This is a genomic window from Clostridium neonatale (assembly GCF_001458595.1).
Taxonomy (GTDB): domain Bacteria; phylum Bacillota; class Clostridia; order Clostridiales; family Clostridiaceae; genus Clostridium; species Clostridium neonatale.
On sequence record NZ_LN890327.1, the window covers coordinates 90,575 to 106,439 of the forward strand.

13 protein-coding genes are annotated in these 15,865 nt (G+C 27.7%); 12 read left to right on the forward strand and 1 reads right to left on the reverse strand.

Going from position 1 to position 15,865, the window contains the following annotated elements:
- The first annotated feature begins 29 nt into the window (after positions 1-29).
- The 8 genes from recD2 to BN2920_RS03950 all read left to right on the forward strand — a co-directional run bounded on the left by recD2 (position 30) and on the right by BN2920_RS03950 (position 10,470).
- The gene (gene recD2, locus BN2920_RS03915; protein ID WP_058293723.1) at positions 30-2,255 is read left to right on the forward strand and encodes an SF1B family DNA helicase RecD2; all 2,226 of its coding nucleotides are present in this window, start codon (positions 30-32) and stop codon (positions 2,253-2,255) included.
- Between the two features lie 20 nt (positions 2,256-2,275).
- On the forward strand, positions 2,276-3,292 hold the full coding sequence (locus tag BN2920_RS03920) for a hypothetical protein (RefSeq protein ID WP_058293724.1): 1,017 nt from the start codon (positions 2,276-2,278) through the stop codon (positions 3,290-3,292).
- Positions 3,265-3,960 carry a ComF family protein gene (locus BN2920_RS03925; RefSeq protein WP_083498732.1) on the forward strand — a complete coding sequence of 232 codons (696 nt, stop codon included), beginning with the start codon at positions 3,265-3,267 and terminating at the stop codon, positions 3,958-3,960. Before BN2920_RS03920 ends, BN2920_RS03925 begins: the two co-directional genes overlap by 28 nt.
- Before the next feature lie 374 nt (positions 3,961-4,334).
- The gene (gene hpf / locus BN2920_RS03930) at positions 4,335-4,868 is read left to right on the forward strand and encodes a ribosome hibernation-promoting factor, HPF/YfiA family (RefSeq protein WP_058293726.1); all 534 of its coding nucleotides are present in this window, start codon (positions 4,335-4,337) and stop codon (positions 4,866-4,868) included.
- 344 nt (positions 4,869-5,212) lie between these two features.
- Positions 5,213-7,867, forward strand: a complete 2,655-nt coding sequence (gene secA, locus BN2920_RS03935) for a preprotein translocase subunit SecA (RefSeq protein WP_058293727.1) — start codon at positions 5,213-5,215, stop codon at positions 7,865-7,867.
- A gap of 210 nt (positions 7,868-8,077) precedes the next feature.
- Positions 8,078-9,179, forward strand: a protein-coding gene (gene prfB, locus BN2920_RS03940) for a peptide chain release factor 2 (RefSeq protein WP_097919264.1) whose coding sequence is annotated in 2 segments (ribosomal slippage) — positions 8,078-8,155 and positions 8,157-9,179 — 1,101 coding nt in all. Because the reading frame shifts where the segments join, the coding sequence is not laid out codon by codon here.
- 355 nt (positions 9,180-9,534) lie between these two features.
- Positions 9,535-9,972: an Hsp20/alpha crystallin family protein gene (locus BN2920_RS03945; protein ID WP_058293729.1), complete on the forward strand. Its 438-nt coding sequence runs from the start codon at positions 9,535-9,537 to the stop codon at positions 9,970-9,972.
- Between the two features lie 54 nt (positions 9,973-10,026).
- Positions 10,027-10,470, forward strand: coding sequence for an Hsp20/alpha crystallin family protein (locus BN2920_RS03950; protein WP_058293730.1), 444 nt, complete (start codon positions 10,027-10,029; stop codon positions 10,468-10,470).
- 273 nt (positions 10,471-10,743) lie between these two features.
- Here the strand turns inward: BN2920_RS03950 and BN2920_RS03955 are convergent, their stop codons facing one another.
- On the reverse strand, positions 10,744-12,120 hold the full coding sequence (locus BN2920_RS03955) for a M28 family metallopeptidase (protein ID WP_242868294.1): 1,377 nt from the start codon (positions 12,118-12,120) through the stop codon (positions 10,744-10,746).
- An 84-nt stretch (positions 12,121-12,204) separates the two neighbouring features.
- On the opposite strand from BN2920_RS03955, the gene BN2920_RS21190 reads away from it, so the two are divergent.
- The 4 genes from BN2920_RS21190 to BN2920_RS03975 all read left to right on the forward strand — a co-directional run bounded on the left by BN2920_RS21190 (position 12,205) and on the right by BN2920_RS03975 (position 15,793).
- On the forward strand, positions 12,205-12,405 hold the full coding sequence (locus BN2920_RS21190) for a hypothetical protein (protein ID WP_058293731.1): 201 nt from the start codon (positions 12,205-12,207) through the stop codon (positions 12,403-12,405).
- A 278-nt stretch (positions 12,406-12,683) separates the two neighbouring features.
- Positions 12,684-13,382 (forward strand): response regulator transcription factor, encoded by a 699-nt coding sequence (locus BN2920_RS03965; protein WP_058293732.1) that lies wholly within the window; start codon positions 12,684-12,686, stop codon positions 13,380-13,382.
- Positions 13,369-14,853: a sensor histidine kinase gene (locus BN2920_RS03970; protein ID WP_058293733.1), complete on the forward strand. Its 1,485-nt coding sequence runs from the start codon at positions 13,369-13,371 to the stop codon at positions 14,851-14,853. Before BN2920_RS03965 ends, BN2920_RS03970 begins: the two co-directional genes overlap by 14 nt.
- A gap of 100 nt (positions 14,854-14,953) precedes the next feature.
- Entirely contained in the window at positions 14,954-15,793 is an 840-nt protein-coding gene (locus BN2920_RS03975) for a CPBP family intramembrane glutamic endopeptidase (protein WP_058293734.1), read from the forward strand.
- Positions 15,794-15,865: the final 72 nt, after the last annotated feature.

Here is a 15,865-nt window from a genome sequence, read left to right on the forward strand (position 1 = left end):
AGTTTAAATCATAGTTTGGAGAGATAGTAGTGGAAGTTCTTAATGGTTTTGTTGAAAATATTGTTTTTAAAAGTGAAGAAACAGGATATGTTGTATGCAGGATTAGAGCTGATAAAAATTTAGTTAGCGCTGTTGGTACAGTACCTTTTATAAAGGAAGGTCAAAATGTAAAGTTAACTGGATACTGGACAGTGCATAAACAATTTGGTAATCAATTTAATATTCAAGACTACGAAGAAATTCTTCCAAACTCAATTGATGGGATTGAAAAATATTTAAGCGCAGGTGTGATTCATGGAATAGGTCCTATAACTGCTAAGAAGATAATAGAAAAGTTTGGAGAAGAAACTTTAGATATAATGGAAAACCATATAGAGAGACTCATGGAGATAGAGGGAATTGGAGAAAAGAAATTTCAAATAATATATGAATCATATATTGAGCAGCAAGGTTTAAAAGATATAATTTTATATTTTAGCAAACATGGTGTTACAAGTAATCAATGTGTGAAAATATATAAGAAATTTGGACCAAATGCTAAATATATTGTATCTGAGAATCCTTATATACTTTGTGAAGAAATATCAGGAATTGGTTTTAAAACAGCAGATAGGATAGCTATGAGTATAGGTATAAAAAATGATTCTGATTTTAGAATTCAAAGTGGAATAAAATATGTTATGAATCAGTTTTGTGCCTTAGGAAATACCTTTATGCCAAAAGCTAATATAATAGAGGAATGTAAGAAAAATATAATGGTACCAGAAGAACTTATAGAAAAAAATTTATATGATATGTCTGCTAAGCAGAAAATAGTTATAGAAAAGATAAATGATACAGAAATGGGATTTTTATTGCCATACTACTATTGTGAGCTTGGCGTTACTCAGAAAATTATTACTCTTGGATTACAAGAAACTCAAACTATCAATTCTGATATAAACTTTGAAATAGGGGTATTTGAAAAAGAGCAAAAAATAAAATTTGCAGAATCACAAAAAGAAGCTATAATTGGAGCATTTAATAGTGGAATAGAAATAATAACAGGTGGACCAGGAACAGGTAAAACAACGATAATAAAAGCTATCATTCACATATATGAGAATAATGGAATGAGAGTGCTTCTAGGAGCACCTACAGGAAGAGCAGCAAAGAGAATGACAGAGTCTACAGGAAGAGAAGCGAAGACAATTCATAGGCTTCTTGAAATGGGAGTATCTGATGAAGACGAATCTGTTTTTGAAAAAGGTGAGTCATCACCATTAGACTGTGATGTTATCATTATTGATGAGGCATCTATGATTGATATAATGCTTATGCACAATCTATTAAAGGCTATAAAGCTTGGTACACGATTAATAATTGTAGGCGATGTTGATCAATTACCATCTGTAGCGCCAGGAAATGTATTAAGAGATTTAATAGAGAGTGAATATATTAAGGTAGTACGTTTGAAGGAAATATTCAGACAAGGAAATGAAAGCTTAATAGTTGTTAATGCTCATAGGATAAACGAAGGTGAAATGCCAATATTAAACCAAAAAGATAAGGATTTTTTCTTTATAAATCAGGAGAATATAGATAACATTTTAACTACAATTATAGATTTAATGAAGAGGCGTCTTCCTAAATTTAATACAGAGTGGGATGTATTAAAAGACATGCAAGTACTTACACCTATGAGAAAAGGAGTGTTGGGGGTAATTAATCTTAATGAAAGATTACAAGAAGTGTTTAATCCCCCTAATCCAAATAAAAAAGAAATAAAGTCTAGAGATATAATTTTTAGAGAAGGCGATAAGATTATGCAGACTAAAAATAATTATTCGCTAAAATGGATCAGAATTGGTGGATTTGGAGAAGACGAGGGTGTTGGTGTGTTTAATGGTGATTTAGGATTTATTCAAAATATTGATGAAGAAAAGAAGAATTTAACAATAATTTTTGATGATGAAAGAAAAGTGTTTTATGATTTTAACTTTTTGGATGAACTAGATCTAGCTTATGCGACTACTATTCATAAAAGTCAAGGTAGTGAATTTAAGGTTGTAATAATTCCGGCATTTATGGGATCACCTTTTCTCATGAATAGAAATCTGTTATATACAGGTATAACAAGAGCAAAACAGTTAGTTGTAGTAGTTGGTTTTCAAAAGGCACTTTTATATATGATAAATAACACTAATAGTATGGAAAGATATTCAGCGCTTCAATATCGAATTAGAGATATAATAAATGATAATGTCATAGAGTAAATAGATGGAAGGAGATATTTATGGGGGTAGTATGTAAAGTTAAAGAAGAAAATCTAAAATATGCAGTAGATAAAATTAACTATTGGTATAGAAAGAATATAAAGTATCTAACTATAATTACAGTTCCATTTAATACTTCATGTATTTTTTGTGATATTATAAATACAATTTCAAATAGTAATAAAAAAATATTATATGTTTGGGGAAAAGGTGTTGAGAATAGGGAACTAATAGCAGCAATTAGAGAAAAAAACTCAACAATAACTCATTCTTTTATTGAAAGAGGTAGTAGTTCATCTGATATTACATTTATTAACTATAAAAATATAGCATATATAGAAGGCGAATATGAATTAGTTATCTTTGACGATATAACATACTTTTCTAATTTAAATGGAACTATAATAAGAGAATTGTTAGAATTTTGCAGTAACATGGGAAATAAGATTATAGCTTACTGCATAGAAAAGATATCTCTTATAGGTGAGAAAATTGAATTAGCTGCTTATAACTATGAACAACCATTTGTTGAACCAAGGATAATAACTACAAGGATAAATTTAAATACAGATATACCATATACATTATATGATTATTTAAAATGGTTCAAAGATAGTAAACATAAGGTTGCGATTTATGTTCCAGATAAGGAAAAACTTGATTCTGTATATGAATATTTTATAAAAAAATTAAAAATAAAAGATGTTAAGATAATAAAAGCTAATAAAATAGAAGAAATAAAAAAGTGTGAGAGAGTATCAAAAATTAAGGATAAGGCAATATTCATAATAACAAATAAGATAGAGGAGTTACTTGAATACTGCTATATGGATGATGCTGTTGTTTTATTTAGTGAAGATCAAAAATATACATACAAGAAGATCTTATATATATGTGGACAAATGAGAAGTGTCAATCTTACTTTACCAGAGGTTTTGCTTGTGTGTAATGAAGTTTCTGAAGATATTGAGAAAGCGAAAGATATGGCAAGAGATTTCAATAAAAAAGTATGGGAAAAGAAATTGAGAGAATTATAAAAAAATCTAAAATGCATATTAAATTAATTCGAAAAATGGTAAATGTATTTTTAGAATCCTTATTAGAATTAATATATCCAAGTGAAAATTATTGTATAATATGTAAAGCAGAAGATTGTCATAAGATATGCTTATCATGTTTAAAAAGCATTAAGAAAATTAATATAATAGATTCAGATATAAGTAGTTATGGATATTATGGCGGTGTTTTGAAGCAGCTGATATTAAATTTAAAATACAAAAAGGATTTTTCAGCTGGCGATATACTATCGGATTTTCTATCAGATTATATTAAAGATAATATAGAATATGATAATTACATGTTGTCCTATATTCCACTTTCGAAGAAATCCAAGAAGAAAAGAGGATTTAATCAGTGTGAATATATAGCAAAAAAAGTATCTGAGAAGCTAAATATAGAAGCTGTTGAAATTTTAATCAAGTACAAAGATACAGCAGAACAAAAGACGCTTAATAAGCATGAACGTAGTGAAAATATAAAGGGCGCATTTAAAGTAAAGAAAGGAATTAATGTGATTGACTGTAATATTATACTTATAGATGATGTAACCACTACTGGAAGCACAATGATTGAGGCTTATAAAATACTACAAGAAAATTCGGCAAAAAGTATAAAACTCTTGACCTTAGCTAAAAGTGCTATATAATAATAATGTAAAGCTAGGTTTGTGGTTGAAAGTCGATGCTAGTCGCAGGCAAAACGATCCACGTAATTTAGGTAAAATACCTAAGGAGCATGGTGCGGTATAGAAGTAAGTCCTGCCAACTTTTATGTTGAGAGGGTTAGTAGTGAGGAATTAATTTTTAGTAGCAAAAGCTCCAGCAGGCGAGTGTGGGGTCAAAAACCAGGTCAACTAGCTTTACTTTATTTTTAGAATAAATTATCTGAATTTACTGAAAATTCTCTTGTTTACTTTAGAAAAGAGTGGTAAAATATATTTAAGTTAACAAGTTAAATATATTTTAAAATTTAAAATATACTTTTAACAAACTTTTTTCATATTAGAGAGGGGCTGAATTTATGAAAGTCACAGTTATAGCAAAAAATATTGAGTTAACAGCTGCATTAAAGGAGATAGTTGAAAAGAAAATAAGTAAACTTGGAAAATATTTTGATTCTAATGTGGATGCGAGAGCTACATTAAGTGTTCAAAAGAATAGACATATAATAGAAGTTACTATACCTTTTAATGGAATAATTCTAAGAGGAGAAGAAGCAACCTCAGATATGTATAAGTCTCTAGATTTAGTTGAAGAAAAGTTAGAAAGACAAATAAGAAAGCAAAAAACAAGATTAGCAAGAAGAAATAATGGTTCATTTAAGTTTGCAGAACTAAATGATCCAGCTAGTAAGATTAATGAAGAAGACGAAGGAAAGTTAGTAAAAGTTAAAAAATTTGGGGTAAAACCAATGAATTCAGAAGAGGCAATACTTCAAATGGATCTATTAGGACATAACTTCTTTGTATTCCAAGATGCAGATACCAGTAAAGTCAATGTTGTATATAAAAGAAAAGATGGAGATTATGGTTTATTAGAACCGGAATTTATATAATGTAAATGTAGTCTATCCTAGGAGTTAGGATAGACTTTTTATGTTTTACAAATAAAAATTATTATAATATTAAAAATAAATTACTATAATATATGAAATTTTTAAAATAAGATTAAAACTGTCACAATATATACATAATTTTAATGTAACATTAAAATAAGGACTAAAATAACAATTTGATTATTGTATATTATTAAGAATATTTTAATAATAAGATATATTTAATATAAAAATGTATACTTTTATTGAAACTTATGTAATCTAAATGGTATAATTTAAGAATGCGTAAGTTATATAAAGCTTTTTTTAATGCAAAATATATATAATTTTGAAAGGATGACATTATGGGATTTTTAGAAGCCGTATTTGGAACATATAGTGATAGGGAAGTAAAAAGATTACAACCTATTATCAAAAAAATAAATAGTTTAGAGGAATCTATTAAGAGTCTTTCAGATGATGAATTAAAAGCAAAAACTGATGAATTCAAGGAAAGATTAAGCAATGGAGAAACTTTAGATGATATTTTACCAGAAGCTTTTGCAGTTGTTAGAGAAGGATCTGTCAGAGTTTTAGGAATGAGACATTATGATGAACAGCTTATGGGTGGTATCGTACTTCACCAAGGAAGAATATCAGAAATGAAAACAGGTGAAGGTAAAACATTAGTTGCTACGGCGCCAGTATACTTAAATGCATTAAGCGGTGAAGGTGTTCATGTAGTAACAGTAAATGATTATCTTGCTAAAAGAGATGCTGAGCAGATGGGAGAGCTATATGGTTTCTTGGGTTTAAAGACTGGGGTTATTGTTCATGAATTAAATAATGAGCAAAGAAGAGAATCATATGCAGCTGATATAACATATGGAACAAATAATGAATTTGGTTTTGACTACTTAAGAGATAACATGGTTGTATATAAAAATGATAGGGTACAAAGACCATTAAATTTTGCAGTTGTTGATGAAGTTGACTCAATCTTAATTGATGAAGCTAGAACCCCACTTATAATCTCAGGTCAAGGAGATAAATCTACAGAGTTCTATAAAGTTGCGGATTTCTTTGCAAAAAAATTAAAGGAAGAAGTTGACTTTACTAAAGATGAAAAAGCTAATGCAGTTATGTTAACTGAGGAAGGTGTAAAGAAAGCAGAAAAAACATTTAATGTAGAAAACTATGCTGATGCTGAAAACTTAGAATTACAACACTATGTAACTCAAGCATTGAAAGCAAACTTTTCAATGAGAAGAGACAAAGATTACATGGTTAAAGATGGAGAAGTAATCATTGTTGATGAATTTACAGGAAGACTTATGGAAGGTAGAAGATATTCAGACGGTCTTCATCAAGCAATTGAAGCTAAGGAAAATGTTAAAATAGCTAGAGAATCAAAGACATTAGCTACAATAACATTCCAAAATTATTTCAGAATGTATAAAAAGCTATCTGGTATGACTGGTACTGCATTAACAGAAGAAAATGAATTTAGAGAAATATATGGATTAGATGTTATTGTGATTCCAACACACAAACCAATAGCAAGAAAAGATAATCCAGATTTAGTCTTTAGTACTGAACTTGGAAAGTTTAATGCTGTTGCTTCTGAAATAGAGAAAGCATATGAAAAAGGTCAGCCAGTGTTAGTTGGTACAGTAAGTATTGAAAAGTCAGAATTTCTTTCAAGTCTACTTAAGAAAAATGGAGTGCCACATCAGGTTTTAAATGCAAAATATCATGAACAAGAGGCAGAGATTATAAGTCATGCTGGTGAAAAAGGTATGGTTACTATAGCTACTAATATGGCTGGTAGAGGTACTGATATTAAGCTTGGAGAAGGTGTAGTAGAGCTTGGCGGACTTAAAATAATTGGTACTGAAAGACATGAATCAAGAAGAATAGATAACCAATTAAGAGGACGTTCTGGTAGACAAGGAGATCCAGGTGAATCAACATTCTTTATTTCACTTGAAGATGATTTAATGAGAATATTTGGTTCAGAAAAGATCCAAGGTGTTGTTGAAAAATTAGGACTTCAAGAAGACGAAGCTATTGAAAGCAAAATGGTTAGTAAGGCCATAGAAAATGCTCAAAAGAAAGTTGAAGGTAATAACTTTGATATAAGAAAGACATTATTAGGTTATGATGACGTAATGAATATTCAAAGAGAAGTTATATACAAGCAAAGATCGGAAGTTCTTGAAGGTGAAGATATAAAAGATGAAATACTAAGCATGACTAAAGATATTATAAGTGATGCAGTTAATCTTCATATAACAAATGATGCAGAGGATTATAGAGAACAATTCTTACATTTGATGGTTTATTTACAAGACATATGTATTCCAGCGAATACAGTTAATTTAGCTGAAATGGAAAATATGTCAAATGAAGAAATAACTGAAAAATTCTATGAAGCTGCAGTTAAATTCTATGAAGCAAAAGAAGAAGAATTTACTTCAGAAAGATTAAGAGAAATTGAAAGAGTTATTCTTTTAAAATGTGTTGATAGCAAATGGATGAATCATATTGACAGTATGGATCATTTAAAGCAAGGCATTGGTCTTCAATCATTCAAACAAGTTAATCCAGTTGAAGCATACCAAATGGAAGGTAGTGAAATGTTTGATGAGATGATTAAATCAATCAAAGAAGAGACTGTTAAATTATTATTCCACGTTAAAATAGAAAGAGCACCAGAAGAAAGAACAAGAGTTGCTAAAGAAACGGCTGCTGTTCATGAAGGTCCTGTAGCAGGTCCAAGTGGAAGAGTGGTAGTAAGACAAGGAGCTCCAGGTGCAGTTTCAGCAGGACCAGGACCAGCACCAGGAAGAATGGCAGGACCAGGTGGTGGAAATCCAGGAATGGCATCTCAAAATGGACCAGGTGGAGAAAAAGCTCCAGCTGAACCTATAAGAAATGAAGATAAACATGGAAGAAATGAACCTTGCCCATGTGGAAGTGGTAAGAAATATAAAAATTGTTGTGGAAGAGAAGTTTAGACAATTCATAATGTACACTGCACAATCCACAATTTAGGATGAAATTCTTATAGAATTTCTAGAAGTTTATTTACAAAGAAATCTCCTTTTAAAAAAGGAGATTTCTTTATAAAATTTCTAATATAATTTATATAAAAAAACAATACTATTATTAATCGTGAATTGTGAATCGTGAATCATGAATTGTGAATTGAAAAAGGGGTGGTATAGATGAATATTGAATTAGAAAAAGAATTATTAAAACTTCCTAATATAAAAAAATCTATAGAGGAAATGGGGGCTTCACTTTGACAAAAATAGTCTTGAAAGAAAAATTCATGAACTAGAATGTCAAATGCAAGAGCCAAACTTCTGGAATGATTCTAAAAGAGCAGAAGAAGTTACTAAGGAAAGTAAAGCATTAAAAGATAAAATAACAAATTTTGAAAGCTTGAAAAGTAAGATAGAGGATATTGATGTATTAAAAGAAATGGCAGAAGAGGGCGATGAAGATTCTGCTTTAGAAATAATAGAAACAATAAAATTTTTAGAAAAAGAAATTGAAGAATATAATATTAAGGTTTTATTATCTGGAGAATATGATAAAAATAATGCAATACTAACACTTCATGTAGGTGTTGGTGGAACAGATGCAAATGATTGGACTGAAATGCTTCTTAGAATGTACACTAGATGGTGTGAGAAACATGGATATTCAGTTGAAACAATAGAGCTATTACCAGGAGATGAGGCTGGAATAAAGAGTGCTACCTTGAAGGTAACCGGTGAATATGCGTATGGATATTTGAAGGCTGAAAAAGGAATACACAGGTTAGTAAGGATTTCGCCTTTTAATGCTAATGGTAAGAGGCAAACCTCTTTTGCATCTATGGAAGTATTGCCAGAATTAACAAAGGAACAAGACATAGAAATAAGACCAGAAGATTTGCAGATAGATACGTATAGAGCTTCTGGAGCTGGTGGACAGCATATAAATAAAACTGAATCTGCAGTTAGAATAACTCATATTCCAACAGGATTAGTAGTTCAATGCCAAAATGAAAGAAGTCAGTTTGCAAATAAAGACACAGCCATGGAAATGCTAAAATCTAAGCTTGTTGAGTTAAAGGAAAGAGCTCATAAAGAGAAGATAGAAGACTTAACCGGTGAGCTTAAAGATATGGGATGGGGAAGTCAGATAAGATCATATGTATTCCATCCATATAGTATGGTTAAGGATCACAGAACCAATATTGAAACATCCAATGTTAATGCTGTAATGGATGGAGAATTAGATATGTTTATAAACGGTTTTTTAAATTATCAAGATTAATAAATTAAATTTAGTTTATATTAGACAAAACATTGTAGTTTTTTACTAAGATGTTTTGTCTATTTTTATGATTAATTAAATTAGTAATAGGAGTATTTAATTAAAGAAATTATCATAAACAATATAACAATGAATTTAAGAGAAAAACAAAGAAATAGTTACTTTTATAAAGATATTTTATTAAAATAAGGTTATACAATAAAAGGTCAAAGATAGTCAAAGAAAAATGTTTTTGACCTTCTCTGACCTTTAAGTTATAATAAACTTGTAATTAAGGAAGAGATAAAAGAAATTAAATAAATCCTTAATTAAAAACAATTTTAATATAAGATTTAAATTTAAGGAGGTCGTTTTTATGTATGGATTAATACCATTTAAAACAAATAATTTACAGGAGAGAGGCTCTACATTTGATAATTTATTTAGCGATTTCTTTAATGATGATTTTATAGCACCATTAAATAAAGAGATTAGTAAATTTAATACAGATATAAAAGAGAATGAAAATGAATATGTAGTAATAGCAGAACTTTCAGGAGTTAAAAAAGAAGATATAAATGTTGAGTTCAAAAATGATCAATTAGTAATTTCGGCAAAAAGACAAGAATGTAAAGACGAAAGCAAAGAAGACTATATAAGAAAAGAAAGATGTTATGGAGAATTTCAAAGATCTTTTAGATTTGTAGATGTAGATAATAAAAATATAAGTGCTAAGTTTGAAAATGGAGAATTAAAAGTAACAGTACCTAAGAAAATAAAGGAAAAAGAAGCATCTAAAATCTCTATTCAATAGTTGATTATTAAAATTTCATAATTAATAAATGTTATATTTGAGGAGGTCATTTTTATGTTTGGATTAGTACCATTTAGAACTAGTAAATTAAATGGAAGAGGTGATGTCTTCCAAGATTTCTTGAGTGATTTTTTCAATGATGATTTCTTTACATCATTAAATACTATTAATTTAAATCAATTCAATGTAGATGTAAGAGAGACGCAAAATGAATATTTAGTAAGTGCTGAATTACCAGGCGTTAAAAAGGAAAATATAAATCTTGACTTTAGAGATAATGAATTAATTATTTCAGCTAAAAGAGAAGAGTTCCATGATTCTAATAAAGATAATTACGTCAGAAGAGAAAGAAGTTATGGAGAATTTTCAAGAGCATTGAATTTCAGCAATGTAGACAAGAAAAATATAGCAGCTAAATTTGAAAATGGAGAACTTAAGATTATTTTACCTAAAGAAATCAAAGGTCAACAGGATAGTTCAAAAATATTCATTCAGTAAGTAAATGACGAAAATTTTAGAGTTTAGTGGAAAAACAAAGAAATTCAATATATGAATAGGCGTAGTATTGTATTAAAAATTTAAGATTTTAAATTCTTAGAGAGAGGCTGTTCCAAAATTGTTTGTCCAAAATTTGCTTTTGAGAGCAAACATTTTTGGGTGCAGCCTCTCTCTTAGAATTTTTAGCTTGAATTTTCTTACAATCGAGCCTATCATATATTGAATTTCGATTATTATCCACTAAACTCTGATATTATGTTATTTACTTATGTTTTAAGATTTTATTGAAGCAGATATTTGTTTTAGAATTGTATTTTTATATTTTGGTATGAAGATTAAAGTCATGAATGTTATAAGGAAGAATAAAGTGATATTTGTATTATAAAAAAATATTATAATTGGGCTGTATGCAGAATTAAAAATTTCATCTTTAACTATGGAGTATACATCATTAATAGCAGTAGTATCAATATATTTAACTGTATCATTAGGGGTATGAATTCTAGAAAAATCACCATGACAAAGGGTCAAAGCATCAATGCCATTTGATGAAAAGCTAGCATGATCACTAGAATTTTGATATTTAATTTTATAATCAATATTATACTTAGTACAATATTTTTCAAAATCACTAGCTAGTGATGAATTAGAAGTATTTTCGCCACACATTAATATTAAAGGTACGTCTTTAGCACCTATCATATCTAAATTAATGACTTTCGAATTTTTAATTAAGCTCATATTTTCCTTTGCAAATTCTTTTGAACCTAATAAACCAAACTCTTCTCCAGTAAATCCAACAAATATAATATCCATTTTGGGCTTAGGAAGACTTGAAATGTTTTTACACAATTCCATCAAGAAACTTGTACCAGAAGCGTTATCAAGTGCACCACCATAACAATTGCCAATGGCATCAGAACCTACGTGATCAAAATGTGCAGATATTATTAATGGTGAAATATTACTATGTGATCCCTTTATGACTCCAATTATATTATCAGTTTTACTAGGATATAGTCTATATGGAAGATCAATTTCAACTGTATTATTGTTTTTTAGATTATTCAATATATCATTGTATACTTGATTTGTTATAGCTAATGAAAATTCATATATTGAATCTTTATTAAAAGAACTTCTAAAATTTAAGTTATTGCTTGAATCAATATAAAATAAGTATTTTTTATTATTACTAGTTATTATAAATGAAGTTGATAATATGCTTATGCTATCTTTTTTACTAAAAACTGCTGATGAAGTACGACAATTTGACATATCTTCTTTAAAATCAGTACCATAATTATAATTTTCTATAATATTGCCATTGGAATCTTTTATATTTAATTTGGCCTTTTCAGATGTTGTTGCTATCGTTGTTACATTAAAAGATTCTCTGTAATTATTATTAAGTGGAATTAGTTTATATTTTTTAAATGTGTCTTCAATTAATTGGGAGGCCTTATAATTTCCATATGTCCCAGTCAAACGACCATTAAATTCATCGGATGATAAGAATGCTATATTTTTTTTTACCTTATCGGGTGAAAAATGGTAGTATGTAAGTTGAAGAAAAAAGGAAGACGCAAATCCAAGAAAACATATAATTATGAATATATAATAGAAAAATTTTTTCTTAGAAAATCTCAAAAGAATACCTCCTAAATTACTAATTATCATAATAAAGTTTATTAATAACTTAGAAGGAATATTCACTAATTTGCTTTATAAAACATGTCAACTAATGAATATATAGCAGTAAATATTGCAGATACATATAGAAATATATTAAAAGTATTTTTGATTATAGCACCTACCCCTCCTATAGCTAAACATGCCATAATAGCTATACTTATAAATTTGAAAAAGCCAGATTTATTTGTTAGTAGTGTAGTTACAGAAGAAAACATTATTAGTAAAAGCGATAAAAAATAAAAAATATATTCTAATTGCGTTGAATAAGATATTATCTCAAACTGATTTAAGCCTAAGACTGCAAAGAGGAATAATAAAAGAAATGAACATATCTTGCTTACATTATTTATCATATCAATCACCTCTGGAAAATATTTACATAATAATTATACAGTTTGTTTCAATTTAGGGCAAGAAAGAAATAGAAAATACTTTTAATTTATAATACTTTCAATTTCTACAATTTAAATATTATGGTAGAATATATTTGTAGAAAAAGAGAGTGGGGGAGGCAAGATATGAATATTTTAATTGCTGAAGATGAAGATGATATAAGAAAGTTAATATCTCTTCATATGAAAAAAGAAGGTTATGTTGTTTATGAAGCAGCAAATGGTGAAGAAGCTCTAAAAATTTCTGAAAATGAAAGTATAGATTTAGTTCTATTAGATATAATGATGCCTAAGATTAATGGGTTAACATTAATAGAAAAAATCAGAGAGGTATCAACTATTCCCATAATATGCATAACTGCAATGGGAAGTGACTCGGATAAAGTATTAGCATTAGGACTTGGAGCAGACGACTATTTAGTCAAGCCAATAAGTCCACTTGAATTATGTGCAAGAGTAGAATCTAATTTAAGGAGATGCTATAAGTACACTGAAAATAAGAAAACGGTATACTCTACAGGAGAATTAAAATTATTTGAAGAGACATTTGAAGTATATAAAGGTGAACAAAAAATAGATCTCAATCCTAAGGAATATAAAATACTAAAATTATTAATTTCTAATTTAGGAAAAGTATTTACTAAAAAGCAAATATATGAGAATGTATGGGAAGAGATGTATATAGGAGATTCAAATAATATAATGGTTCATTTGAGTCATTTGAGAGAAAAGGTAGAGGATGATCCTAAAAATCCAATATATATAAAAACAATAAGGGGAATTGGATATAAAATTGAGAGGATAACTACCAATGAAAACAGCTAAAAGAACTAGAAGTGTTACAACCGAATTGTTTTTTATTTACTTTTTGGGATATATATTAATAACGGTAATAGTTATTGTATCTATATTCTTTTCTTTAATTATGTATGAAGTTTTATGTGGACAAAGAATGTATAATTCATATTTTGTACAATTAGAATCAAAATTAATAGAAGATTATAGAAGCATTACAGAAGAAGATTTAAAGCATATTAATGGTTTTTTAGTTAAAATAACTAATCAAAATCAGATAAGTTATTCTGTAGGAAATGTAATAGATGAGTTTAAGCAGGTGGATATAACAACATATATGAAGATTTTTGGAGTTGAGGAAGACAATTCAGTATTGTTAAATTCAGATTTAAGATCTTCAACTGCTTTTTTAGATTTAAATAATTCAATAATTAAAACGAGAAAAGATATAAATTATTCAATATATAGTATGTATTTAAAAGAAGAAACTGCTGTAGTAATAATAGGATGTCCTTATTCAGAGGTAACAAAGCCTAATGCAATAACAAGAATAATACCACATAATTTAATTATAAAGATGCTAAGTTTTTTTAATGTAGTTATTATATTACTTATGGTATATTTACTAGCAGGTCTTACATCTAAAGTTTTTGTAAATCCTATAAAAACTTTGTTAAAAGGGGTTATAGCCATATCTAATGGAGAGTATGATGTTAGAATTGAGAGTGAAAGAAAAAATGAATTTGCTGAATTATCTAATGGATTTAATAAGATGGCAGAAACAATACAATATGAGACAAATAAGAGAGAAGAATTAGAGAAAATGAGAGAAGAACTCATATTAGATGTTTCTCATGATTTAAAGAATCCATTGGCATCGATTTTAGGATATAGCGAAACTATGATTAATAATACATTAACTGAAGAAGAAAAAAATGAATGTTTACAGATAATAAATAAAAATTCACATAAAGCTAATAAATTAATCAATGATTTATTTGAATTTTCATTATATAATAACATTAATTATAGATTAAATTTAGCTAAAATAGATGTATGTGAATTTATTAGAACATTAATTGCAAATTATATACCTGAGTTTGAATATAAAGAATTTGAATATGATTTTGATATTATGGAAGGACCAATATTTATATTAGCCGACGAAGAAAAATTAACAAGAGCTATAAACAATATATTTGATAATAAAATAAAGTATAATGAAATTGGAAATAAAATAATAGTAAAAACTGAAATTAAAGAAAAATATTTTTATATATTATTATCTGATAATGGAGAAATAATGCCAAGAGAATATTGGGAAAGAATATTTAATCCATTTGTCAGAGTTGATGAGTCAAGAAATTCCAAAACTGGAGGAACTGGATTAGGTTTATCTATAACCAAAAAAGTAATACTCAAACATTATGGTGATGTAAAAATTATTGACAGTTTGGAAGGGACAACGTTTGAAATAAAATTGCCGCTTATAAATAATTAAGTATAATTTAATATTGTAATAAGTGAAGATTAATTATTGTAAGTTATAATTTTTATTATATAGCAAAACCTTTTAATGAATAGAAAGGAAGCGAAAAATTTTGGAATTAGATAAAGTATTCAGGGAAGTTAAAATTAGACAAATAGTTTTTATGTATTTAATTTCTTTAGCAATTACTACAATTCTCACATTTATTATTATAAAAAATATGAATGTAGAAGTTAATGATAGTACAATAAATAGTATTGTTTTATTTAATCAAGTTTTAATTACTATAATGTTATTTTATAAATTGGATATATCAAAGAAAACTATGGCTGTTTTAAGTGATGATTTTAAGAAAAAAATAGATATGCATGAAATTATATATGTTATTATTATGAATATTTTATTATCTATTGGTGGAAGCAACGTAATGATGGGAGCGATTTATTTGATAAGTCCATCTTTGGCTGATGAGTTTCTTTCTAGTTCAGCTATAATTATAAATGGATATTTTGATTATTTTATTTGTTTTATTTTTGTAGTTGGAATATCTCCAATAGCAGAAGAATTAATATTTAGGCATGTGTTATTAAAAAGATTTACAGAAAAATTTAATGTATACGTAGGGCTTTTTGTATCATCAATAATTTTTGCATCTCTTAATGCAGGATCTGGAATGATAGGTGCTTTAGGGTTTGGAGTGGTTAATTGCTTTTTGTATATTAAATATAAGAACATATTAATACCTATATTTGTACATTTGATTAATAATTTATTAGCTCTTACAATATTTTTCAAAGTGTCGGATTACTCAGGTAATTTAATTAGCATTCAAAAAGATATTGCTATTATTAATGGAATAAGCGGAGTTATAATCTTAAGTATAGGAGTAGCATTGTTAATTCATTTTATTAAATTAAATAAAAAATATGTAAAAGAAATCTATGTAGAATAGTTATAAAAAATCATGAGCAAATCTCATGATTTTTTTATGATTAATATATTTTTTTCTAAGGAGTGGTATTTT

Coding starts and splice junctions, on each gene's coding strand:
- BN2920_RS03920 (WP_058293724.1), top strand. CDS start 2,276: ATGGGGGTAGTATGTAAAGTTAAAGAAGAAAATCTAAAATATGCAGTA.
- BN2920_RS03965 (WP_058293732.1), top strand. CDS start 12,684: ATGAATATTTTAATTGCTGAAGATGAAGATGATATAAGAAAGTTAATA.
- BN2920_RS03945 (WP_058293729.1), top strand. CDS start 9,535: ATGTATGGATTAATACCATTTAAAACAAATAATTTACAGGAGAGAGGC.
- BN2920_RS03925 (WP_083498732.1), top strand. CDS start 3,265: ATGGGAAAAGAAATTGAGAGAATTATAAAAAAATCTAAAATGCATATT.
- hpf (WP_058293726.1), top strand. CDS start 4,335: ATGAAAGTCACAGTTATAGCAAAAAATATTGAGTTAACAGCTGCATTA.
- BN2920_RS03950 (WP_058293730.1), top strand. CDS start 10,027: ATGTTTGGATTAGTACCATTTAGAACTAGTAAATTAAATGGAAGAGGT.
- BN2920_RS21190 (WP_058293731.1), top strand. CDS start 12,205: ATGTCAACTAATGAATATATAGCAGTAAATATTGCAGATACATATAGA.
- BN2920_RS03970 (WP_058293733.1), top strand. CDS start 13,369: ATGAAAACAGCTAAAAGAACTAGAAGTGTTACAACCGAATTGTTTTTT.
- secA (WP_058293727.1), top strand. CDS start 5,213: ATGGGATTTTTAGAAGCCGTATTTGGAACATATAGTGATAGGGAAGTA.